The sequence below is a fragment of the Actinoplanes utahensis genome (assembly GCF_016862455.1).
GTDB lineage: Bacteria > Actinomycetota > Actinomycetes > Mycobacteriales > Micromonosporaceae > Actinoplanes > Actinoplanes utahensis.
Window position 1 is genome coordinate 1 of the sequence record NZ_BOMZ01000126.1, and the last position, 20,098, is coordinate 20,098.

Sequence of the window (20,098 nt, forward strand, 5' to 3'; positions counted from 1 at the left end):
GGTAGCGGACGACGCCCTCATTTGCCGCTGTCCGCGCCGGGCCGGCCGCCTGGTGGTTCTGCCAGTGACTTCCGGAGCCGGTGGTTCGTCATAATCGGAGCCACTTGATCGTTCGAGGATTTTGTGTCGGTGAGTTCGGGAGCCAGCTGCTGGTAACGGCCAGCCGGTCTATGGAAGGCCCGGCGTCGGTGACGTTTGGTGCTACTAATCCCTCAATCGAGAAGGTCCCGAAAACCGTCGGCGTAACCATCGAGGAAGTTCGTTCCGCTTCACAAACATGCCGACGTCGCTCGCGGCGTGAAATGCATAACCACGGACCTGAGTGCGATGTAGTCGCGTTCGGTCGCTCAGAGCGCACCGCAACCGCCTCAGCAGGTCCGCGTCGATCGACCGGTGCAAGCGGGCGTAATGGCCGAGTGATTGCAGCGCGTTCGCCCTGGTCTGGGCGTTCGGCGAGACCAATGCTCGCTTGATCCGGGGAAGTACGACCTCGGGTTCGGGATGGTTGAGCACCAGCGCGAGCACAGCAACACCCGCGTACTCGTCGTGTCGGTCGACGGCCTCGTCGACTGCTTCGGGCCGGTCGACCACGTCGATCCAACTGCCGATGAACCAGGGCTGTTCGATCGTCACGCCGAAGATCATGCCACGCGGGCCCGGTTGGCTGATCGACATGCTCGCGCTCACCCGTCGAGGCCTCCGCACACCCGTCGAGCATGGCGATCTCGAAGCCCGGCTGGACAGCCGGGTCCCACCGGGAAATGGCTCTCAAAATCGCCGACATTGATCATGCCGACCAGGCTTCGGTTGGCTCTGATTGCCGCTGGCACATGGCTCCCGCTTACGCAGACAGAATCAGCCTGGCCGCCGTCACGCCTGGTGAGAAGCTGTGACTGGTCGGCGTCTTGTCGTGCCGATGTGCGGTTGTCGCAGCGGTCCGGTAGCGGGGTGTACTGAGTACGCATCACCCCATGCCCGAGCAAGGCCAGTTGGCCGTAGTCTGCGGGATCATCCCCGCAGGAGACGAAAGGTCCCATGGGCGCGAAGACTGCACTGCTTGCTTTCACCGAGGGCGATCTGCGCCCCGCTCTGCGGGGAGCGGTTCGCGCCGACCCCGCGGAGGTGCTCGCCCTTGTAGGCGAGATGCACCCCGACTACGAGGTGATACCGATTGGCGACGGCGTACTTGGAGACGACACGTACCCGCCGGACGACACCAGCTACGCGACGGTGCTGGCCGGCGCCGAGTTGTTCTGCGATCGCAGGCTCGTCTACGACCCCCCATCGCAGCTGCCCGCCCGTCTGCTTCGTGCCGCAGATGATCGGCGGATCATCATGCACGGGATGCACTCGGTCTCGGACTGGCTGTGCTTTGCGGTATGGGAGAACAGCGCTCTGGTCCGCTCGCTCAGCGTCTCTCCGGACGGCGGCATCGCGGAGAACATCGGCGAACCGTATGACTTCGAGCGACCGTATTGGGCGGGCGAGCGGCCGGTCGAGTCGACGCTCTCAGAAGATCCGTACCCGCTGCCGTTTCATCCGCTGGAGCTGGGTGAAGACGCCTTGCGCGCATTGTTCGGTTTCGTCTTGGAAGGGCTTCCGGACCCTGACGACATCGATCCGTACGAAGTTCCCTTGCAGGGATTCCGGGTCGCTGACCCCACCGGCCGCGAACAGGCAGAACGCGAGGCCCACATGAAGCAGGTACTGCTGCAGATGGGACCGCCGCGCCGCTACCGGATGACGACTGACGGCACATTCCAGGAAGTCGCCGACGCTTGACCACCTCGTCGACGTGGCCCCTGTAGTACCGGATCTGCCGCCGAGAAGGTGCGCCGCCGCACCTGGTCCGCTGCTGGGTGGCTGCTCCTGCCTTCGCGTAGTGGCCGGCCCGCGATTGCGGGTGCAGCACCTGCTCTGCAGGAACGCACAACGTCGCTTCTACGGGGCGGCTACGACTCGCGTCGCCCAGTAGAAGTCAGCGGGCACCTGAACTTCTGGGCAATCAGTGCGGGCTTAGGACGGGGGAATTCAGCGCGGGGGGCGGCGTGCTGATCGGAGGTCACGGCCGCTCTTCATCGTCGCTGTGCTCGATGGCGCCGTGGGATCCGAGACGGCTGGCTCGTCGCCATCGTTGTCGAACTGCTGATTCGCAAGCTCGATCATCTCGCCTCTCCAGGCGGCCTGATCGATTGGGCTGTCGCTGCGGGGTGCGATGGTTGGCTCGTCGCTCATCGCGGGACCTCCTCGGAAGCCGGGATGTCTACCATCTCAATCTCGCCGCATAGCGCGTCTGTGTCCAGCACCTGGCCACACATGGCCTGGTCGGTGCATTCGCGCCGATGTAGGGGCGAGTTCACTCATCTGCCGCAGAGAACACGCGCTCCGTCCCGTCTCTATCCGCGCCCAGCGCGCTGGCCGGCACTCGCTGTAGTCACCCTTGATGACGCAGCGGTGGGGTTCGCGGCGACGTTGGGCGGAGCCGGGAGGTTAAACGACAAGCTGAACGAGAGGAACTGCGCCGGCTCCGGCGCAAGGTCGCCGAACTGGAGACGGAGAAGGAGATCCTCGGAAGGCGGCTGCCTATTTTGCCAAGGACATGGGTCGTTGATCGGCCGCTAACGGTTCATCTCCGAGCATCGCGCCGAGTACGGCGTGGCACTGCTGTGCCGTGTCCTGGCGGTCAAGCGCAGGCAGGGCTACTCCGAGTGGCTGGCCACCGCGCCGGGGAGGCGGGCGCGCGAGGCCGACGACGAACGGCTCGCGACCCGGATCCGGCAGATCCTGGCCGAGCATCCCGGCTACGGATCGCCGCGGGTCACCGCCGAGCTGCGCCGCCGCGGGTGGCGGATCAACCGCAAACGCGTCGAGCGGGTGATGCGCGAGCGTGGCCTGGCCGGGATCACCTGAAGCCGACGGCGGTCCCTGACCAGGCAGGACGCCCGGGCCGCGCCGGCACCGGACCTGATCGGCCGGGACTTCACTGCCACCGAGCCCGGCCGGCGCCTCGTCGGGGGACATCACCTACCTGCCCACCGCTGAGGGCTGGCTGTATCCGGCCACCACGATCGACCTGTTCAACCGGGAAGTCGTCGGGCACGCCATGGCCGCACACATGCGCGCCGACCTCGTCTGCGACGCCGTCGAACTGGCTCACCGGCGTGGTCTGGTCCGCCGTCGGGCGATCTTCCATTCCGACCGCGGCAGCCAGGGTGGAACTTCAATGTTGGTGACCTCGCAAAGCTAGTCATGGCAGTCGACGGCCGCCGAGTCATCCCGCATGCCGAGGATCGGCTCGGCCATGAGTTGGCTGACTGCCTTTGGTCGGTTCTTGTGCTGGCCGATCGCTACGGAGTCGACCTCGTTGCCGAGTTTGCCGAGATGACAGGCGGCATCGAGCAGCATCTCCAAACTGACGAAGGGACCGGCATTGAGTCAGGCAGTCACCGGTACCGACTGATGAACGCTCTGCCTGGGTCATAGGGTCGACCTGTGCCAACACGTCGGCGAGTCGTTGACGTGGAGTTCGACATCGACGGAGTGCTCCATTGGGCAGATACGAACGCTGGGAGCTGTGTGGCGCGCTGGTTGATACTGATGGTGTGAACCTCCGTCCCGGAACATGGGGCTCCTCGGCGCAGTCTGCACTCCAGCCGGTCGTGCCTTTCCCCGCCCGCTCGAACGGCGGCCGTCCGTCGCCCACGGCCACGCCGCGGATCGCGCTGTGACCTACTCCGAGACGCCGTGCCCCGACTGCGGCCACGACCTCCGTCTTCATCCCACAACTCGAGACCAGAACCTCAGCATCTGCCCCGCCTGTATCTGGGAAGAAGACGAAGGCCGTCGCAGCGTTGAAGCCATGTGCGAACGTGTTGTCGCTGCGAATGCTAAGGCGTCCCGATCGGACTCGGACTAACTCCAACCCCATGTTGTCAAGCATCCGCTCTTCGGCACGAGCGGACGCCGGCCGAACGTTGCGGCGCGATCTCCACGGAGAACAGTGGCGGGGGCTGATCGCGCGCTGCCCATCGACGGCGGCGTCTCCGCGGTAGTCCCGGCGTCACGGAAGCCCGAACAATCGGTCGAGCCGTGCCGGAAGTGGCGTTGACACTCGGAGAGAGTCACGAGGCTCGGGCATGAAGTCCGTGATTGCTCCGGCGTCTACGAGCGCCGCCACCGGCATGAGCAGTCGACCCTACGGCCGAACCGGCGCCGGGGAACAGCGGCTTCGCTTCGGCGGGGCTGTGGCAGCGATGCTCGACCGGGGTTCAGGTGCCGGCGGGGGCGGTTGCACGGGCCGGCTGGAAGAGTTCGATGAGGTTGCCGGCGGGGTCGGCGAGCAGGATCTGACGGCCGCCGGGCCCGGAGACGAGTTCGCTGCGGAACCCGAGGCCGGCGGTGCGGAGCCGGTCGATCTCGGCGTCCAGGTCGTCGACGATGAGGTGGATGCGGTTGCGGCCGGGACTGCCCGCGTCGTGCGGGGTGGCCCGGGCGCCGGAGCTGGCAGGCCCGGACAGCAGCAGCCGTAGCGGGCCGCGGACCACGTCGGCGAAGGCCGGAGCGGCGCTGGTTCGGAGGTGGAAGTCCAGGTGGGCGGTGTAGAAGTCGATGGCCGCCTGAACATCGTCGACGAGGTAGCGGACGCTGACGTACTGCTCTGTCGTGGTCATGGCTTGATCTCCTGGGCTTCGGTGGCGGCGAGCACGGGCAGCAGGTGCCGCACGCGGGTGTCGATGTCGGCGGCGACCCGCAGGAAGGCGGGGTAGTCGTCCCCGGCGCGGGCTGTCGCGGGGTCGGGGATGCTCCAGTGCAGCCGGCCGGCCGGATCGCCGAGGTCGCGGCAGACTTCGCGGGCTTTGTCGCACAGGGTGATCACGTAGTCGAATCGGCGGCCGGTGAGGGTGTCCAGGTGCCGGGGCCGGCTGGAGGCGACATCGACGCCGAAGCGGTCGTGCAGCGCCCGTACGGCGTGGGGGTGCAGTCGCGGCCGGGGGTGGGTGCCCGCGCTGCTCACCTGCACGTGGCCGGCGGTGTGGTGGCGGAGCCGGGCTTCGGCGATCGGTGAACGTGCGCTGTTTCCCGTGCACACGAACAGTACGCTGCGCGGCGCGCGCACCGGTGGGGCGCTCTCCCACTGCAGGGCGGGGTGCAGAGCGGCGGCGGTGCCCGCCAGCGCGTGGGCGCACCTGTCGAGGTCGAGGTGGTAGTAGCTGTCGCGGCCGTCGAAGGTGCTGCGGGTGGCGGTGACCAGGCCGCCGTCGCGCAGCAGCCGCAGGTGGTAGGAGACCAGGTTCTGTGGCTGGTCCAGGAGGCTGACCAGCTCGCGAACCCGCAGGTCGCTGCGGGCGAGCTCGGTCAGCAGTCGCCAGCGCAGCGGGTGGGCGGCCAGCCGGACGAACGGTGGCGCGGTGTTGCGCGGTGACCCCATGCGCAGGAAGATACATCAAATGAGCTTGATCGATCTAGCCTGAGCAGGAATACAGCCATGGTCGGGTCATCCGCGGAGTGTTCACCGCACCGGCGGCTGCCGCATCCGGCAGATCTCGGCAGGCGTAGTAGGCGCCGGAGCGCACAGGCCGGGCAGCGAGCCGGCGAGCATCGCCGATACCAGCCCGTGCGGGGCTGGTCCGTGACGAAGGGCCGCGGCCTCGTCCAGACTCGGGTGACCGGACACCCGTCGGGTAGGGCTGTGATACGGCCCTACCCGTTCACACGCCTTCGGCGGCGTCACGGATCGCGGGTTCGGCAGGACGAGCCGGCCGGCCCTTCAGTCACCGCTATTCCGCGACTTCCTCGAGGGCCTTCTGGTGGGACTTGATGTGCCGCACGGAGAGCATGGCGACGTCCAGGATGTCCTCGTCGTCGCCTTTGCGCAGCTGCCGGTCGGTCAGCTTCCGGGTCTGCTTGTGGGCCGCCAACTGGGTGGTGACGAAGAGCTGGTCGAACTGTTCCGCCGGCACCGACTCGTACTGCCTGATGAGCGCCTGCTGTTCAGGGGTGGGCTCCGAGGGCATCTGGATCCGCAGCCGTCGGGCCTGCTGGCCGACCGCCGCGTTGAGCCGGATGTGTGAGGTCACCAGCTTGCCGGCGAGCTCCTTGATGTCCGGATCGGTCGCCCTGTACCAGCCGACCCGGGCCTGTTCGATTTCCGCGAGGTGCATCTGGGTGACGGCCCTCAGATAGTCGATGTCCTGGTCGGAGGGCTCAGCCAGGGCGGGCACGCCCGGCAGCACCCCGAGGACGGTCGCACTGGCCGCGGCGGCTGCGAATCGTCGAAGTAGCATGCCCCGCAGCCTAGCCATGGCAAACGCCATATTTCCGGCCTTCAGGCAACCCGGTGGATACACGATTGTAATGGGAGCGCTCCCATGTAACGATGTCGCTCTATCCCCTCACTCTCCCCGAAGGAGCCCGCGGATGCGCGCTCTCCCCCGGCTGCTGGCCGCCCTGATCGTGGCGGTTCCGGTCGCCGCCGTCGCGGCGATCGCGAGCGCCGCCGAAGAACCCACCCCGATCACCGTTCTCACCAGCGACTTCGAGGACGGCACCGGACAGGGCTGGACGGGCCGGGCCGCCGAGACCGTGGCGCCCAGCACGGCGGCCGCGCACGGTGGCACCGGCAGCCTGCTCGTCACCGGCCGGACCGCCGCCTGGCAGGGGCCCTCCCTGGACGTGCTGGACACCTTCGCGAAGGGCACCGCCTACACGATCTCGGCATGGGTACGGATGGAGTCCGGCTCCGACAACGCCCGGCTCAGCGTGGAACGGCGTACCGGCGGGGTCTCCTCCTATGACCAGATCGTCGGCAACACCGCCGTGACCAGCGGCTCCTGGGTCAACCTGACCGGCCGCTACACCCTGGCCACCGACGTCGACCTCCTGCGCGTGTACGTGGAGACCGCCTCGACGACCGGCTCCTTCTACCTCGACGACGTCACCGCCGGTTACGTGCCGGCGCTGCCGGTGCAGACCGGCATCCCGTCGGTCAAGGACGTCGTCACCGAGTTCCCGGTCGGCGCGGCGATCACCGGCGCGGAGATCGTCGCCGAGCACGGGCGGCTGCTCACCAAGCACTTCAACTCGATCACGCCCGGCAACGCGCTGAAGTGGGACGCCACCGAACCCACCGAGAACACGTTCACCTATGCGCAGGCGGATCCGCTTCTCGCGTACGCAGAAGCGAATGATCTCGCCGTTCGCGGTCACACCCTGGTGTGGCACAACCAGACGCCGGCCTGGGTCTTCACCGGCGCCGACGGGCAGCCGATGACCGCCACGGCGGAGGACAAGGAGCTGCTGCTGGCGCGCCTGGAGAACCACATCCGCAACGTGGCCGCCCACTACGGCACCGCCATCGGCGTGTGGGACGTGGTCAACGAGGTGATCGACGAGAGCCAGGCGGACGGGCTGCGCCGCAGCACCTGGTACACGGTGACCGGCCTGGACTACATCCGCACCGCGTTCCGGGTGGCGCGGGAGGTCGCACCGCACGCCAAGCTGTTCATCAACGACTACAACACCAACGTGCCGGCCAAGCGGGACCACCTGTTCAACCTGATCCAGCGGTTGCGCGCGGAGGGCGTGCCGATCGACGGCGTGGGCCACCAGGTGCACATCAACATCAACTGGCCGACGATCGCGGAGTCCCGGGCGATGCTGGCGAAGTTCGTGCCGCTCGGCATCGAGCAGCAGATCACCGAGATGGACGTCAGCATCTACGGCGACGACGGCGAGAGCTTCCCGACGCCGCCGGCCGACCGGCTGCTCAAGCAGGCGTACGTCTACCGGGACATGTTCGCCCTGTTCCGCGAGTACGCCGGCGAGATCACCTCGGTGACGCTGTGGGGCCTGGCCGACGACAACACCTGGCTCGACACGTTCCCGGTGACCCGCAAGGACGCGCCGCTGCTGTTCGACACCCGGTTGCAGGCGAAGTCGGCGTACTGGGGCGTCGTCGACCCCAGCAAGATCACCGACCCGACCGGATCGCCGTCGACCGGGACCTCCTTCTGCGCGGTCACCTACCGGGTCACGGGCAGCTGGCCCGGCGGCTTCCAGGGCGAGATCAGAATCAACAACACCGGTGGTACGGCGTTGAGCTCGTGGAAGCTGGCCTGGCAGTTCCCCGGCGGCCAGCAGGTCATCCAACTGTGGGGCGGTGTCCACAGTCAGACCGGCTCGTCGGTGACCGTCACCAGCGCCACCTGGAACGGCGCCCTGGCCGCGGGCGGCTCCACGTCGGTCGGCTTCCTCGGCAGCTGGACGGGCAGCAACCCGGTTCCGGCCGCCTTCGCCCTCAACGGCACCCCCTGCACCGTGTCCTGACCGCCCGATCCGGCGGGCACTTCGCTGAAGCGCCCGCCGGAGTCCTGATCAGCTTGGAGCCGTCATGGCCAGACCGAGCGTGCCCGCACTCCACCCGGTGATCACCGGCGCCTGGGACTGCAGGACGGCCGCGAGCAGCCCGGCGTTGGCGGACGCCGACAGCGCGACGACGACCGCCCCCGGGTCAGCCGAACAACCGCAGGTAGCGCCGTGACCGGCGATAGAAGTAGAGGTGGTGGGCTGCCAGCAGCGTGAAACAGGACGCGGCCAGGGCGACGCTCAGGATCTGCCAGGCCGGGTCCCGGTCCGCCGCCCGCAGCACCACCTGCGCCGCGAACAGCAGGCCCGCGATGCCGAAGCCGGCCACCGGCGCCCAGCCGAGACGATGCAACCGGGTCGCTTCGGCGACGGCCAGCTCCCGTTCGCCGGGCGGCAGCTCCTCGCCCGTGCGGATCGCGCGGATGACCCTGGCCCGCACCTGCCGGGACGCGCCCCACAGCGGGGAGACCGCCGCCCCGGTACGCCGTTTCACCAGCCAGAACCCCCACCCGGCCGGTATCGCCACGCCCACCACGACAGCACCCGTCACGAGCGCGACGACACCCGCGGACACCTCGCCCGAGGCCGTCAGGAATCCGGCGAGCACGGCGACGATCGCCGACCCCACGACCAGAGCCACCATGAGCCGCATCCGCCGCTCGGCCCGCCGGCGGATGTCGAGCCCGGAACCGTCGTCCACACCGGACTGCTGCCCGCGCTCGCCGCCACGCAAACCGCCGTTCCGCACGCCCGCGCGGAGCGTCAGGAACCTCCCCGCCGGTCGGCGAAGCCGGTGGCGAGAAGGCCCAGGAGCCGGTCGAGGCGGCCGGGGTCGGCGGGCATCCGCTCGCTGGCCCAGGCGAGGGCGTTGACGGCGGTCAGCAGGTCGTCGACGGCGATCGCGCCGGGATTGCCGGTGCGATCCAGAAGCGCCGCTCCGACCGTACGGATGGAATCATGGCAGTCGGCCAGAGCCGCGTCGCCTGCCGCGACCAGCAGCTCGGTGGCGACCAGCCCGCGCATCTTGGTGGCGTGCGCGGCCACCTGACGCAGCCAGATCCGCAGAGCGTCGCCGGGGTCGGCATGACCGAGGAGCGCGTTCCCGGCGGCGCAGAGGGTGGCGACGTCCGCGGCGATGATCGCGACGAGCAGCGTCTGCGCGGTCGGGAAGTGCCGGTAGAGCGTCGCGGGACCGACCCCGGCCCGCTGCGCGATCTTGTTGAGGGAGGCCGCCGCGCCGTGGGCGGTGAACTCGGCGCGGGCCGCGGCCAGCACCCGCTCCCGGTTCTGCTGGGCGTCACTGCGCACGAAACCTCCCGTTGCCATCTGGAGAACCTCTCCGTATATTACCGAGGATCAAATGGAGAGGTTCTCCAGATAGGGGTGGAGTGTGCGGATCAGCATCATGATCGGCGAGGTGGACGGGCCGGCCACCGTGGACGAGCTGGCCGGACAGGTCGTCGCCGCCGACGGCACGGCAGGTCTGTGGTCGGCGCAGGCGCTCGGCTGGGACGCGCTCACCGCCCTCACCGTGGCCGGCACGCTCGCGCCCGGCATCCCGCTCGGCACGGCGGCCGTCCCGGTGCGGCAACGACATCCGCTCACCCTCGCCAGCCAGGCGCTGAGTGTGCAGGCCGCCACCGGCGGCCGTCTCACCCTCGGCATCGGCGCGGGCATCGGCGCGATGGTCGGCGGCATGTTCGGCCTGCCCACCGCGTCGCCGGTCCGCTTCCTCCGGGAATACCTCGCGATGCTGCTGCCCCTTCTGCGCGGCGAGGCGGTCGCGCATTCCGGCGATTTCCTGACCACCTCCGGTACGGTCCACGTGCCCGCAACCACGCCTCCCCCGGTCATCCTGGCCGCTCTCGGACCGGCGATGCTGCGGCTGGCCGGCTCGTCCACCGACGGCGCCGTCACCTGGATGGCCGGCCCCCGCACCCTCGCGTCGCACGTCGTCCCACTCGTCACCGCGGCGGCCCGGGACGCCGGCCGGCCCGCACCCCGCATCGTGGCCGCCCTGCCGGTGTGTGTCACCGGCGACGAGGCCGGCGCCCGGGCCGGCATCGCGCGACGTTTCGGCATGGCCGCCCAGGTGCCCGAGTACCGGGCGGTCCTCGACCGGGAAGGCGCGCGCGGCGCCGCGGACGTGGCGATCACCGGCGACGAGGACGCGGTGCTCCGGGCGATCACCCGCCTCGAGGACACCGGCATCACCGAGTTCATCGCGGCCCCGGTGGGCGACGCGGCCGCCCGGCACAGAACCCTGGAACTGCTGCGTCAGTCGCTGCCGCCCGGTCGATGACGGTGTCGTACAGCGGCCGCGCACGGGAGGAGCGCCACGGTCACCGCCGGCCCACGGCCTGTGCGTCGGCGAGGCCTCCCGCCACTTCCCTCCCCCGAGCTAGCCGCGGTCCGTCACGGCCGCTTCCAGTCGCAGCCCGACACCGACGATCACCAGCATCCCCGCGAACACGTACCCCTTGACCGGGGTGCTGTCCGTCATGAGACCGATGATCGTGATCAGGAATCCCGTCGCCAGGGCGATGTTGCCGAGGATCCGGGCAGTGTCGACTCGTCGCCCCCGCGCGTCCATGACCAGTACCCTACGGCCCGTCCCCGCACAGAGTCCGGGACGGTGCCGGGTGGGTGTGCTCCGAGAGACGGATGCGGTTCGACGTCGACACCACCCTGGACCGGTACGCCGACGCCGGTTACCGCTGAGCCCGGTTTCCGGGCACCATGTGACCATGGTCGATATCGCTGCCCTGCTGGCCGTCTACGACGCGCAGATGCGGATCCCACCCGGCGCCGTCCCGGCCGGCGTGACCTACGAGCAGGACGGACCGGTTCTGCGGATCGTCGGCGGGCACATGGGACGGATCCGGGCGCCGCGTGACGTCAGGGTCACCGGCGCCGCACTCGACCGGTTGATCGCCCGTCAGCGTGACTACTTCGGCGCTCGCGGGCAGGGGGTCGAGTGGAAGGTGCGGGCTCACGACCTGCCCACGGAGCTTCCGGAACGTCTCGCGGCGGCGGGATTCGTACCTCAGGAGCCCTCCGCGGTGTTGATCGGTTTCGCCGAGGAGGTGGCCGAGGCGCCGGTTCTGCCGGACGGCGTGGTGTTGCGGCAGGTGAGCGAGGCGGAAGACCTGCAACGCATCGCGGGCCAGCAGACCGAGGTGTGGGGGTTCGACTGCTCCTGGGTCGCGGACGACCTCGTCGCACGGGTGGCCGCCGATCCCGGCCAGATCACGATCCTGGTCGCGGAGGCCGGTGACGTGCTGATCTGCAGTGCCTGGGCGGTCTACCACCCCACCACCGACTTCGTCGCCCTGCTCGGCGGCACGACCCTGCCGGCCTGGCAGGGACGCGGCCTCTACCGCGCGACGCTGGCCGCGCGGGCCCGGGAGGCGGTCACCCGCGGTTATCGTCTGCTGCACGTCGACGCCTCCCCGCACAGCGCGCCGATCCTGCGCCGCCGCCACTTCCACGAGATCACCACCTCCACCCACTACCAATGGTTTCCTCCCACCTGACGGCCCCACCGCGATCCGGCCCGGTCGCGGCCTCCGGGAAGCCCTCGGCGGGATCCGCCCGCGACCAGCGGGCATGGCTGGGGTCTCACGGGACCAGGGGACGGGCGAGCGCCTTCTCCGCAGCCTCCCTGTCGCCCGTGAGCCGTCCCCACGGCCACGGAGCCCGGCCCCAGAGCGCGAGCATCAGCTCCTGCGCCGTACCGGTGATGGTGGCGACCGGCTCCCCCGGCCCGAGCACCCACGTTCCGGCCGTGTCGGTGGCCTCGAACCGCACCGCGGCCTCGGGCGCCTCCGCCCGGCCCAGCCTGATCTGCCGGGGCAGGAACATCTCGAGCACCTCGGCGACCCCGTCCGCGCACAGCGCCGGGTCGAGCTCGCCGGCCCGGCCGAGCGCATGCTCGGCGTCCCAGCGGTGCACCGCCGTCTCCAGGCAGCGGCGCCGACGCCAGAACCCGACGGTGCGCGGCGGAGCGAACGTCCACGCCGCGGTCTCCGGCTCGCGGGCGAGAGCGCCCGTCAGGGTCCGGGCGCTCTGCGCGAACCACGTGGCCACATCCTCCGGCGGCGGCTGCTCCTGGTATCGGCCGTGGCCGTCGACGATCGCGGTGGCCGCCCAGAGGTTGCCCTGCCCGAGGTGGACGGCGAGATCCCGCAGCGTCCAGTCGCCACAGTGCTCGACCGGAGCGGTGAGATCGCCGTCCAGGCAGTCCTGGAACGCGGCGAACTCGGCGTCCAGCAAGGTCAGATAGTCGAGAGTCACCGCGCGACGGTAACCCGCGAATCGCCACGGCCGCGCCCCGCCCGCCCGGGAGCGGCCCGTCGCGGCCGGCCCGCCGCGTGCGCCGTCGACCCGGGTGACGCGAGATCATCCGGCGACCTTCACAATGATCTTGCCGTCGACCCGGCCCTGGTCGATCCGGTCGAGGGCGCTCGCCGCCTCGTCGAACGAATACGTCCGGTCGATCACCGGCCGGATCCGCCCGGTGGCGACCATGGAGGCCAGCTCGGTCAGGTCCGCGCTGTTCGGCCGGGCCGTGAAGGTGCGCACCCGGCGGCCCCCGGTGATCACTCCGGCGAGGATCCGCCGGGCCGGGCCCAGCCACCGCCCACCCGTGCCGACCGACAGGACGAGGGTGCCGCCGGGAGCGAGCGCCTGCCGCAGCGCCGCGAGCGGATAGTTGCCGGCCAGGTCGAGGATCATGTCGAAGACCTGCCCGAACGCGGCGATGTCGGCAACGGTGGCCCGCTCGTAATCGATGACGTGCTCGATGCCGAGGGCGTGCATCATCGCCACGTTGCGGCCCGCGCAGACCGCCGTGACATCGGCGCCCCGCGCGGTGGCCAGCTGCACGGCGAAGCTGCCGACACCGCCGGCCGCCCCGGTGACCAGGACCCGCTGCCCGGGCCGGACGCCGCGAACGCTCTGCAACGCGGTCGTCCCGGCCACCGGCAGGGCCGCCGCCTCGGCATAGGACAACCCGGTGGGCATGGGAGCGGCCAGCCGGGCCGGCACCCGCGCGAACTCACCGACCGCCGACGGGCTCTCGGCCAGCACGTCGTCACCGGGCGCGAAATCGTGGACGTCACCACGAACCTGCTCCACCCGCCCCGCGACCGCTCTGCCGACGACGAATCCGGCGCGGGGCCGCCGTAACCCGCCGGCCAGCGGCCGAACCGCATAGGGCTCGCCGCGCAGCAGGAACCGGTCGGCGGCGTTCAGCCCCGCCGCATGCACCCGCACGAGCAGGTCGCCGTCCTTCAGCCGAGGCTGCGGCACGTCTCGCAACGCGACTCCGGCCGGTGACCCGTACGCCGTCTGAATCAATGCTCTCATGGCTCTCCGCCCTCGCTTACGTCGTAAGCTTACGTCGTAAGCAAGAGTGCGGTATGGTCGGCGCATCCCGCAACCGATTCGAGAGCCGAGTTTCATGCCAACCTCGCGAGCCCCGCTCAACACACGGCGCGTGCTGCAGGCCGCCCTCGAGCTGGCCGACTCCGGCGGCACCGACAAGCTCACCATGCGCCATCTCGGCCGGGAGCTGGGCGTCGAGGCCATGTCGCTCTACCGGCACGTGGCCAACAAGGACGCCGTCCTCGACGGCATCATCGATCTGGTGGTCAGCGAGATCGATCTACCCGACAGCCGGGAGGATTGGAAATCGGCGATGCGCCGCCGCGGCGAGACCGCCCATCGGGTGCTGACCCGCCATCCGTGGGCCCCACCGCTGCTGATGTCGCGCACGAACACCGGCCCCGCGATGCTGCGCTACATCGATTACACCCTCGGCGTGCTGCGCGGCGCCGGCTTCTCCTGGCGGCTCGCCGACCACGCCTGGAACACCATGGACAGTTTCGTGTACGGGTACACCCTCCGCCGGCTGACCTTCCCCGTGGCGCAGGCCGACTACGCGGAGACCGCCGCCGCCCACGCACACCTGCTGGCCGGCGGCGGGTTCCCGCACATGGCCGAGCTGACCCGCCAGGTCGCCGAGGGCCGGCACCCCGGCGACCCCGACATCACCTTCGGTCTCGACCTGATCCTCGACGGGCTCGAACGCCTGCGTGACGCCGAGACCCGACCATGACGGCCTGGCCGGACACCACCGGTCAGGCCACCAGGAACGTGCCCGCCATGAAGGTCACGAGGAAGACCGCCTGCAGAGCGACCCCGATCATCAGGACGGTGCGGTCGACGATCTGGTTGGCGCCCATCCGGGCGAGCACCAGGAAGACCGCGATCGCCTCGAGGGTGTAACGCGCCACCGACTGCATCGACCGGCCGCCCACCTCGGTCGACATCAGCAGCAGCAGGGTGATCCCGGCGTGCACGATCAGATAGACCTGGTCGCGGCGGAAACGGAAGCGCCCGGCCACACAGAGGACGAGCAGCACGACCGCGATCAGGATGGTGCCGGCGTCCAGGAGGGCCGCCAGCGACGACGGCGACAGCAACGGCTGTTCGCTCATCTGCCGCACCGAGATCAGCCACGCCTCACCCGGGAAGGTGTACCTTCTCCCCCACTCGTCCTGGGCGATGCTGAACGCGAGCGGGCTGCCCAGGTCCACCAGGCAGTACACGCTGTAGGCGATCACTCCCATCGGCACCAGCGTCAGCCCCACCACGTCGGGCCGGATCCGGCGCGGGCGCCACCCGACCTGCCGGAGGTATTCGACGGCGAGCGGGACCATGAGCAGCACACCGAACAGCCGGGTCGCCGACGACAGCCCGCCGAGCGCCCCCGCGAGCCACCAGTTCCCGCGGCGCCCGGCGTACAACGCGCCGACCGACAGCAGGATGAACAGCGACTCGTTGTAACCGATGAACAGGAAGAAGCCGGTCGGGAACGCGGCGAGGTACCAGGCCGCCCGCTGCGCCACCCGCGGGCCGAACTCGTGGTCGGCGAGCCGGTACAGAACGGCGAGGGCTCCGTACGCCGCCGCGTTGGCCACCACGATCGCGGCAGCCAGCGCACCGCCCGGCAGCAGCACGTCGAAAGCGCGGATCAGCATCGGGTACAGCGGGAAGAACGCCGGGAAGCCCGGACCCAGGTGGTAGCCGCTCTCCGCGATCCGCACATAGTGGCCGGCGTCCCAGTTGTTCCAGCCGAGCGCGACCATCCACAGGTCCGGCGCCCGCCCGGTGGCCTGCCGGGGCAGCCAGGCCAGCGCGCTCACCGCCAGGTGGGTGACCGTGCTGGCCGCCCAGACCGCCATCGCCGCCAGCAACGCCGACCGCCAGGGACGGAGGCGGGTCGGCTCGACGACCCGTTGAGGCGCGGTCTCCAGAACCGGTTCGGCGGGAACGATCAGCGACTGCACGCGGTCTCCCCGTCGAACTCCGGCGAGAATACGCACAGTGGCGGCACCGCTGCCGCCTCACCCCTGTCGAAGCTGTCGACGCTCATCCGACGTCCCCCATTCGTGATCTCCACGGAGCGAAGGTTCGCCGAGGTCCGGGAGCCATCGAGAAGATCAAGTAAGGGGTTGGCACGATCCTGGGAGTCTCCTCCGACTTTCCTCATAAGTTCCGCACAATCCACACCGACAGCGACCCCGGCGACGACCGCCGGCCACCGGCCTGTAATCTTTCCCAGGCAAGTCCGGGTGGCGGAATGGCAGACGCGCTAGCTTGAGGTGCTAGTGCCCTTTATCGGGCGTGGGGGTTCAAGTCCCCCCTCGGACACCAATCAAAGACACGAGAACTCGCCGGGGTGGAAACCTCGGCGATCAGTGTTTCTGGGCCAGGTCGGTAGGTCATCCGCAGGCCGATGCGGCTGTACAGCTCGGCCTTGTCGCGCGGCTCGGCGTCGCGCAGTAGCCGGAACAGATCGTTGAACGCTTCGGCGATGGCGTCGATCTGGTCGGTGGTCATCCGTTGAGGCGGTACCTCGGTGAGGCCGAGTCGCGCCTGCGCGGCTTTCTTGATCGCCGTGGTCTCGCTGATCCAGTCGGCGATCAGTGTCGGGTCGCCGCCCGCGTCGAGGGTCGCCCGGTAGCGGCTGATCTTGATGTCCGCATCCGCGATGGCCTGGCGCAGTTGATCGATCTCGCCGGCGGTGTCGTGGGCGGCGACCGCCGCGCGGTACTGGGCCTCGGCCACCCGGTGGAGGTTGTCGGTCAGCGCCGGTCCGGTCAGTTCCTCCCGGAGGAACCGGTCGATGGGCGTGACGATCTGGTCTTCGCGCAGGTAAAGGGCTGGCGGGTGGCTGATCTGGTGTTGGCGGACGTAGTCGCGGCTGGCGGTGCAGCGGTAGTAGAGGCGTCCGTGGTTGGGGTTGCCCACCATTTTGCGGTTGCAGATGCCGCAGGAGATCAGGCCCCGGAACAGGTACGGATGACCGGTGTGGCGAGGCGCTTTACCGGCGTCGCCATTGGTACCGCGCTTCTTGATCGTGCGTTGCGCTTGTTCGTAGAGGTCGGTGCTGATCAGCGGCGTGTGGGACGGGGTGCGCGACCAGATCCACTTGCTGGGGTCGTTCCAGCGGTGACGGTTTTCGTGGCCGAGCGCGACGTCGTCCACGTCGATCAGGACCTCGTCGGTGCGCGCTCGGTTCCAGACCTGGTTACCGGTGTAGCGCGGGTTCTGCAGGATGGCGCGGACGGCGGTGGTCTCCCAGACCTGGGTGTTGCGGTGCGGGTTGCGTGCCCGGTCGTAGGCCGAGGGACACGGGATGCCGTCCTGCGTGAGACCGCGCGCGATCGAGGTCATGCCGCGCCCGGCGGTGTACTCGGCGAAGATCCGCTTCACGATAGGTGCGGTGATCGGGTCGGGGTCGAGTTGGTGGAGTCGCTTGCCTTCGGCGGCTTTGCCGGGGTTGGGGTGCGGGCCGGCGTCGGCGAGGCGGTAGCCGTAGGGCGGACGTCCACCGAGGTAGCGGCCTTCAAGTTCGGTCTGTGCCTTCATCGCGGAGTGGACACGGATCTTGATGCGGTTGCGCTCACCCTTGCTCATGCCGCCGTAGAGGGCCATGACGAGATCGTGGGCGTCAGAGCCGGGGTCGATGGCACCACCGACCTCGGGCACCCACAGGCCGACGCCGTAGTGCACGAAGACGGGGAACGTCATGCCGAACTGGCTGCCGTAGAAGGCGCGCTGCGGCTCACCGATGACCACGGCCTCGAAGTCGCGGCCGGGGCTTTTGATGGCTTCGAGCAGGCGGGTCGCTTCCGGCCGCCGCTTCCACGGCAGGACGCGGGAGAGCCCGATGTCGAAGAACTCGGCGACGACTTCACCGCCGACCGGATCGATCAAGCTGCGGGCGCGGGATAACTGCCAGGCTTTGGACGCCTGCGGGTCTTGTTGGTCTTCGGTCGACACTCGTCCGTAGAACGCGAACCTCATGACCGAGGAGTCTTCCGGGCGCGGTCGATGATGCGCCACAGTGCGTCTGCGGCTGCGTCAGACAGTGGGACGACTAGGGACGTCCTGAGCTGCGAATCTAAGAAAGTCAGCGTCTTGCAGCTTCGTATGCTGCGATTTCTCCCCTCTGCGGTCTGGTCGTTCGTGGTGATCGTCGGGCCTCCTTCCGGGTCGACGGTTGGTATCCGCGCGGTCGTCCGTCCGTTGTCCGTCCGCGCTGATATGCGCAGACGCGCGCAAGCGGACGGACGTCCGCGCGGACGATCGGGTCAGGCTCGCCAGCGCCCGCGGGTGACCTGCCGGGCGCGGCCGGCGACGGCGTGGGCTTGAAGCCGGTCGTAGACCCAGGTGCGGCGCATGCCGGTGAGGTTGATGAGTTCCGGGACGGTGAGCCCGTCGGTGGGTGCTTGGTCGAGTGCCATCAGCAACGTCTGTTCCGGGTCGTCGGCTGACAGTCGCGGCGGCTCGATGGGCTTCGGTTGGTGGTCGATGGCGGCACGGGACAGTGGGTCGAGGTCGGGGCGCTGGTCGGCGTAGCGGGCGGCGGTCTGGCGTACGAGGTCGTCGGTGACCAGGTAGGCGCGGGCGCGGCGGGGTTGGTTGTGGCCGTCGGCGAGGACGTAAAACTTGCCGGGCGCGTCGAGGGTGTGGGCGTGCCAACCGGCGGAGAGCATGCCCTTGTCGAGGATGAGGTCGACGTCGCGGCGTTCCCGGACACGCAGGCAGACCCGGACGCTCATCTGGGAGCGCAGCGCTCCCCCGCCCATGGCTTTCTGTGTCGGGCGTTGGGTCGCGGCGAGCAGGTCGACGGCGAGGGCGCGCCCGCGCCGGGCGATCGATTCGGCGTGCCCGACGGCGTCGGGTGCGGTGTCGGCGAGTTCGGCGTACTCGTCGATCACGATGACCAAGGCCGGGGCGGTCGGTGTGGGTTTCCAGACGCGGGTGTTGTCTCGGCCGGCGGCGTCCGCGCGGGCGTCGAGCACGGCGACCGCGTCGGCGAGCAGTTCGGCGGCTTCGTCCGGGGTGGTGGCGAGTCGGGCCAGGCACGGTGCCCAGGGCCGTAGTTCCATGCCGCCTTTGAGGTCGATGCCCCAGAGGACGACGTCGGTGCAGGCGGCGAGGTTGCCGAGGACCACGTTGAGTACGCCGCTCTTGCCCGAGTCCGTGGTCCCGCCGATGAGTGCATGTCGGCGGAGCAGTGGAACGCGTACGGGGGTGGCGTCCTCGAAGACGCCCAGCTCGATCGGGTCCGCCAGTGAGCGGGAGGTGGGGCCGGGCCACGGGATGGCGCCGGCGTGCGGGTCTGCGGCGAGGACGCGCATGGTGCAGCGGCCGGCGTGTGCGGGGTCTTGCTCGACGCGTACCGCGCCGGGGCGTGTTCCGAGGGCCGATTCGATGGCTGGCACGCGGGCGATGACATCGGCGACGCTCTGACCTGGTCGCAGTTTCAGTCGGGCGCGCCACCCCCAGGTGTCCACGACGGCCGACATGATCCGTGATCCGGTCAGGCCGATCACCTCGGCAAGGTTCGGCCACGCGTTGATGACTCGGTCCACACGCACGCGGGCTCGACGCCGCCGGTGCCCCCACCACGGGATACCGAGCGCGATCACGGCTACGACCAGGACTGTCAGCAACGGTGACCGCCCTGGCCCGAGGGCTGTTGCGGCGGCGAGCCAGCTTCCCGCGACGGCGGTCGTTGTCGCGGCGTAGGCACGTTCGGCGGTGCGGGTAAGGCCCCAGGGCAGCCCGCGTAGTGCGGCGGCGAGTACCGCGACGATGGTGACCGTCAGGACCGCCGGCCATGCCTCCGGGTGAGTGCGGTGCAGCACGAGCCCGCCGACCGCGAGGATCATCCCGGCCGTGACCGGGGCGAGTTCGGATCGGTAGCGGAACAGCGCACGGCCGACAGCGGCTAGAGCTGCGAGGGTCAAGGGCTCATCGGGTACGAACAGCAGCGGTTGCGGGTTGCGGCGGTTCCAGCGGCGGTGCCGGCGCCCGTAGGCCCTCATTCGGCGAGTTCGCCGTCGCCAGGCGGCGCCCAGGCCTGGTGCTCGGCGACCGCGTCGCGCAGATAGCTCAGCGGGTCGGCCTCGCCGTCGTGGTGGGCGGAGAGGGTGGCGCGGGCGGCGGCGAGCAAGTCGGCGAAGTCCCAGCGGGTATGGGTGAGCAGTCGGGCGAGACGGTCGATCTCGGCGAGCATGACGGGGATGTCGCCGACGGCGGTCCACATGGTTGTGGGGGTAGCCCGTAGGCGAGCGGCGTGCAGATGGGCGCGAACGGCCTCCTGGTCGAGGGTGGGGCGCGGGATGTTCGGGTCCTGAGTCATGTGCGGGTT

22 protein-coding genes and 1 tRNA gene are annotated in these 20,098 nt (G+C 69.7%); 8 read left to right on the forward strand and 15 right to left on the reverse strand.

Annotated features, from left to right (window positions below):
- Window positions 1-204 precede the first annotated feature (204 nt).
- Window positions 205-687: a hypothetical protein gene (locus Aut01nite_RS42610; protein WP_236642652.1), complete on the reverse strand. Its 483-nt coding sequence runs from the start codon at window positions 685-687 to the stop codon at window positions 205-207.
- Between the two features lie 348 nt (window positions 688-1,035).
- On the opposite strand from Aut01nite_RS42610, the gene Aut01nite_RS42615 reads away from it, so the two are divergent.
- A complete protein-coding gene (locus Aut01nite_RS42615) occupies window positions 1,036-1,782 on the forward strand; it encodes a DUF6928 family protein (RefSeq protein WP_043524412.1) in 747 nt (248 codons plus the stop codon).
- 249 nt (window positions 1,783-2,031) lie between these two features.
- On the opposite strand, the gene Aut01nite_RS42620 is transcribed toward Aut01nite_RS42615, so the two are convergent.
- Window positions 2,032-2,235, reverse strand: a complete 204-nt coding sequence (locus Aut01nite_RS42620) for a hypothetical protein (protein ID WP_152628636.1) — start codon at window positions 2,233-2,235, stop codon at window positions 2,032-2,034.
- A gap of 420 nt (window positions 2,236-2,655) precedes the next feature.
- Here Aut01nite_RS42620 and Aut01nite_RS42625 point away from each other — a divergent pair, with 420 nt between their 5' ends.
- Window positions 2,656-2,910: an IS3 family transposase gene (locus Aut01nite_RS42625; RefSeq protein ID WP_043524413.1), complete on the forward strand. Its 255-nt coding sequence runs from the start codon at window positions 2,656-2,658 to the stop codon at window positions 2,908-2,910.
- 139 nt (window positions 2,911-3,049) lie between these two features.
- A complete protein-coding gene (locus Aut01nite_RS45045) occupies window positions 3,050-3,247 on the forward strand; it encodes a DDE-type integrase/transposase/recombinase (protein WP_373871575.1) in 198 nt (65 codons plus the stop codon).
- Here Aut01nite_RS45045 and Aut01nite_RS42635 read toward each other — a convergent pair.
- From Aut01nite_RS42635 to Aut01nite_RS42650, 4 genes are all read right to left on the reverse strand, one after another.
- The gene (locus tag Aut01nite_RS42635; protein ID WP_161790612.1) at window positions 3,244-3,411 is read right to left on the reverse strand and encodes a hypothetical protein; all 168 of its coding nucleotides are present in this window, start codon (window positions 3,409-3,411) and stop codon (window positions 3,244-3,246) included. The two genes, Aut01nite_RS45045 and Aut01nite_RS42635, sit on opposite strands and share 4 nt — an antisense overlap.
- Before the next feature lie 857 nt (window positions 3,412-4,268).
- On the reverse strand, window positions 4,269-4,670 hold the full coding sequence (locus Aut01nite_RS42640; protein ID WP_043524414.1) for a VOC family protein: 402 nt from the start codon (window positions 4,668-4,670) through the stop codon (window positions 4,269-4,271).
- A complete protein-coding gene (locus Aut01nite_RS42645; RefSeq protein ID WP_043524415.1) occupies window positions 4,667-5,428 on the reverse strand; it encodes an arsenate reductase/protein-tyrosine-phosphatase family protein in 762 nt (253 codons plus the stop codon). The genes Aut01nite_RS42640 and Aut01nite_RS42645 overlap by 4 nt, the downstream gene beginning before the upstream one ends.
- 349 nt (window positions 5,429-5,777) lie before the next feature.
- Complete coding sequence (locus tag Aut01nite_RS42650) at window positions 5,778-6,284, reverse strand: DUF4142 domain-containing protein (protein ID WP_161790613.1); 507 nt, start codon at window positions 6,282-6,284, stop codon at window positions 5,778-5,780.
- A gap of 133 nt (window positions 6,285-6,417) precedes the next feature.
- On the opposite strand from Aut01nite_RS42650, the gene Aut01nite_RS42655 reads away from it, so the two are divergent.
- Window positions 6,418-8,325 (forward strand): endo-1,4-beta-xylanase, encoded by a 1,908-nt coding sequence (locus tag Aut01nite_RS42655; RefSeq protein WP_043524417.1) that lies wholly within the window; start codon window positions 6,418-6,420, stop codon window positions 8,323-8,325.
- Window positions 8,326-8,509: 184 nt separating this feature from the next.
- Here Aut01nite_RS42655 and Aut01nite_RS42660 read toward each other — a convergent pair whose 3' ends face one another.
- Window positions 8,510-9,112: a hypothetical protein gene (locus tag Aut01nite_RS42660; protein WP_043524419.1), complete on the reverse strand. Its 603-nt coding sequence runs from the start codon at window positions 9,110-9,112 to the stop codon at window positions 8,510-8,512.
- Window positions 9,113-9,126: 14 nt separating this feature from the next.
- Window positions 9,127-9,690, reverse strand: coding sequence for a TetR/AcrR family transcriptional regulator (locus tag Aut01nite_RS42665; RefSeq protein ID WP_043524420.1), 564 nt, complete (start codon window positions 9,688-9,690; stop codon window positions 9,127-9,129).
- Window positions 9,691-9,754: 64 nt separating this feature from the next.
- Between Aut01nite_RS42665 and Aut01nite_RS42670 the strand changes: the two genes are divergently transcribed.
- Window positions 9,755-10,666: a TIGR03564 family F420-dependent LLM class oxidoreductase gene (locus Aut01nite_RS42670; protein ID WP_043524421.1), complete on the forward strand. Its 912-nt coding sequence runs from the start codon at window positions 9,755-9,757 to the stop codon at window positions 10,664-10,666.
- A gap of 99 nt (window positions 10,667-10,765) precedes the next feature.
- Here the strand turns inward: Aut01nite_RS42670 and Aut01nite_RS42675 are convergent, their stop codons facing one another.
- Entirely contained in the window at window positions 10,766-10,957 is a 192-nt protein-coding gene (locus Aut01nite_RS42675; protein WP_043524422.1) for a hypothetical protein, read from the reverse strand.
- A 154-nt stretch (window positions 10,958-11,111) separates the two neighbouring features.
- On the opposite strand from Aut01nite_RS42675, the gene Aut01nite_RS42680 reads away from it, so the two are divergent.
- Entirely contained in the window at window positions 11,112-11,900 is a 789-nt protein-coding gene (locus Aut01nite_RS42680) for a GNAT family N-acetyltransferase (RefSeq protein WP_043524547.1), read from the forward strand.
- Window positions 11,901-11,985: 85 nt separating this feature from the next.
- On the opposite strand, the gene Aut01nite_RS42685 is transcribed toward Aut01nite_RS42680, so the two are convergent.
- Window positions 11,986-12,660, reverse strand: coding sequence for a maleylpyruvate isomerase family mycothiol-dependent enzyme (locus Aut01nite_RS42685; RefSeq protein WP_043524423.1), 675 nt, complete (start codon window positions 12,658-12,660; stop codon window positions 11,986-11,988).
- 105 nt (window positions 12,661-12,765) lie between these two features.
- On the reverse strand, window positions 12,766-13,734 hold the full coding sequence (locus Aut01nite_RS42690; protein WP_043524424.1) for an NAD(P)-dependent alcohol dehydrogenase: 969 nt from the start codon (window positions 13,732-13,734) through the stop codon (window positions 12,766-12,768).
- Between the two features lie 130 nt (window positions 13,735-13,864).
- Here Aut01nite_RS42690 and Aut01nite_RS42695 point away from each other — a divergent pair, with 130 nt between their 5' ends.
- Window positions 13,865-14,485, forward strand: a complete 621-nt coding sequence (locus Aut01nite_RS42695) for a TetR/AcrR family transcriptional regulator (RefSeq protein WP_236642653.1) — start codon at window positions 13,865-13,867, stop codon at window positions 14,483-14,485.
- A gap of 22 nt (window positions 14,486-14,507) precedes the next feature.
- Here the strand turns inward: Aut01nite_RS42695 and Aut01nite_RS42700 are convergent, their stop codons facing one another.
- Window positions 14,508-15,719: a mannosyltransferase family protein gene (locus Aut01nite_RS42700; protein ID WP_052163563.1), complete on the reverse strand. Its 1,212-nt coding sequence runs from the start codon at window positions 15,717-15,719 to the stop codon at window positions 14,508-14,510.
- A gap of 279 nt (window positions 15,720-15,998) precedes the next feature.
- On the opposite strand from Aut01nite_RS42700, the gene Aut01nite_RS42705 reads away from it, so the two are divergent.
- Window positions 15,999-16,086, forward strand: a tRNA-Leu gene (locus tag Aut01nite_RS42705).
- Here the strand turns inward: Aut01nite_RS42705 and Aut01nite_RS42710 are convergent.
- The 3 genes from Aut01nite_RS42710 to Aut01nite_RS42720 form a co-directional block, all read right to left on the reverse strand.
- Entirely contained in the window at window positions 16,048-17,742 is a 1,695-nt protein-coding gene (locus tag Aut01nite_RS42710) for a recombinase family protein (protein WP_083998802.1), read from the reverse strand. The genes Aut01nite_RS42705 and Aut01nite_RS42710 overlap by 39 nt on opposite strands.
- Before the next feature lie 287 nt (window positions 17,743-18,029).
- Entirely contained in the window at window positions 18,030-19,772 is a 1,743-nt protein-coding gene (locus Aut01nite_RS42715; protein WP_043524426.1) for an FtsK/SpoIIIE domain-containing protein, read from the reverse strand.
- Window positions 19,769-20,098 (reverse strand): hypothetical protein (locus Aut01nite_RS42720; protein WP_204037947.1); only part of this gene is annotated, 330 nt, incomplete at its 5' end. The genes Aut01nite_RS42715 and Aut01nite_RS42720, both read right to left, overlap by 4 nt.

Coding starts and splice junctions, on each gene's coding strand:
- Aut01nite_RS42615 (WP_043524412.1), top strand. CDS start 1,036: ATGGGCGCGAAGACTGCACTGCTTGCTTTCACCGAGGGCGATCTGCGC.
- Aut01nite_RS42620 (WP_152628636.1), bottom strand. CDS start 2,235: ATGAGCGACGAGCCAACCATCGCACCCCGCAGCGACAGCCCAATCGAT.
- Aut01nite_RS42640 (WP_043524414.1), bottom strand. CDS start 4,670: ATGACCACGACAGAGCAGTACGTCAGCGTCCGCTACCTCGTCGACGAT.
- Aut01nite_RS42645 (WP_043524415.1), bottom strand. CDS start 5,428: ATGGGGTCACCGCGCAACACCGCGCCACCGTTCGTCCGGCTGGCCGCC.
- Aut01nite_RS42650 (WP_161790613.1), bottom strand. CDS start 6,284: ATGCTACTTCGACGATTCGCAGCCGCCGCGGCCAGTGCGACCGTCCTC.
- Aut01nite_RS42655 (WP_043524417.1), top strand. CDS start 6,418: ATGCGCGCTCTCCCCCGGCTGCTGGCCGCCCTGATCGTGGCGGTTCCG.
- Aut01nite_RS42665 (WP_043524420.1), bottom strand. CDS start 9,690: ATGGCAACGGGAGGTTTCGTGCGCAGTGACGCCCAGCAGAACCGGGAG.
- Aut01nite_RS42675 (WP_043524422.1), bottom strand. CDS start 10,957: ATGGACGCGCGGGGGCGACGAGTCGACACTGCCCGGATCCTCGGCAAC.
- Aut01nite_RS42680 (WP_043524547.1), top strand. CDS start 11,112: ATGGTCGATATCGCTGCCCTGCTGGCCGTCTACGACGCGCAGATGCGG.
- Aut01nite_RS42690 (WP_043524424.1), bottom strand. CDS start 13,734: ATGAGAGCATTGATTCAGACGGCGTACGGGTCACCGGCCGGAGTCGCG.
- Aut01nite_RS42710 (WP_083998802.1), bottom strand. CDS start 17,742: ATGAGGTTCGCGTTCTACGGACGAGTGTCGACCGAAGACCAACAAGAC.
- Aut01nite_RS42715 (WP_043524426.1), bottom strand. CDS start 19,772: ATGAGGGCCTACGGGCGCCGGCACCGCCGCTGGAACCGCCGCAACCCG.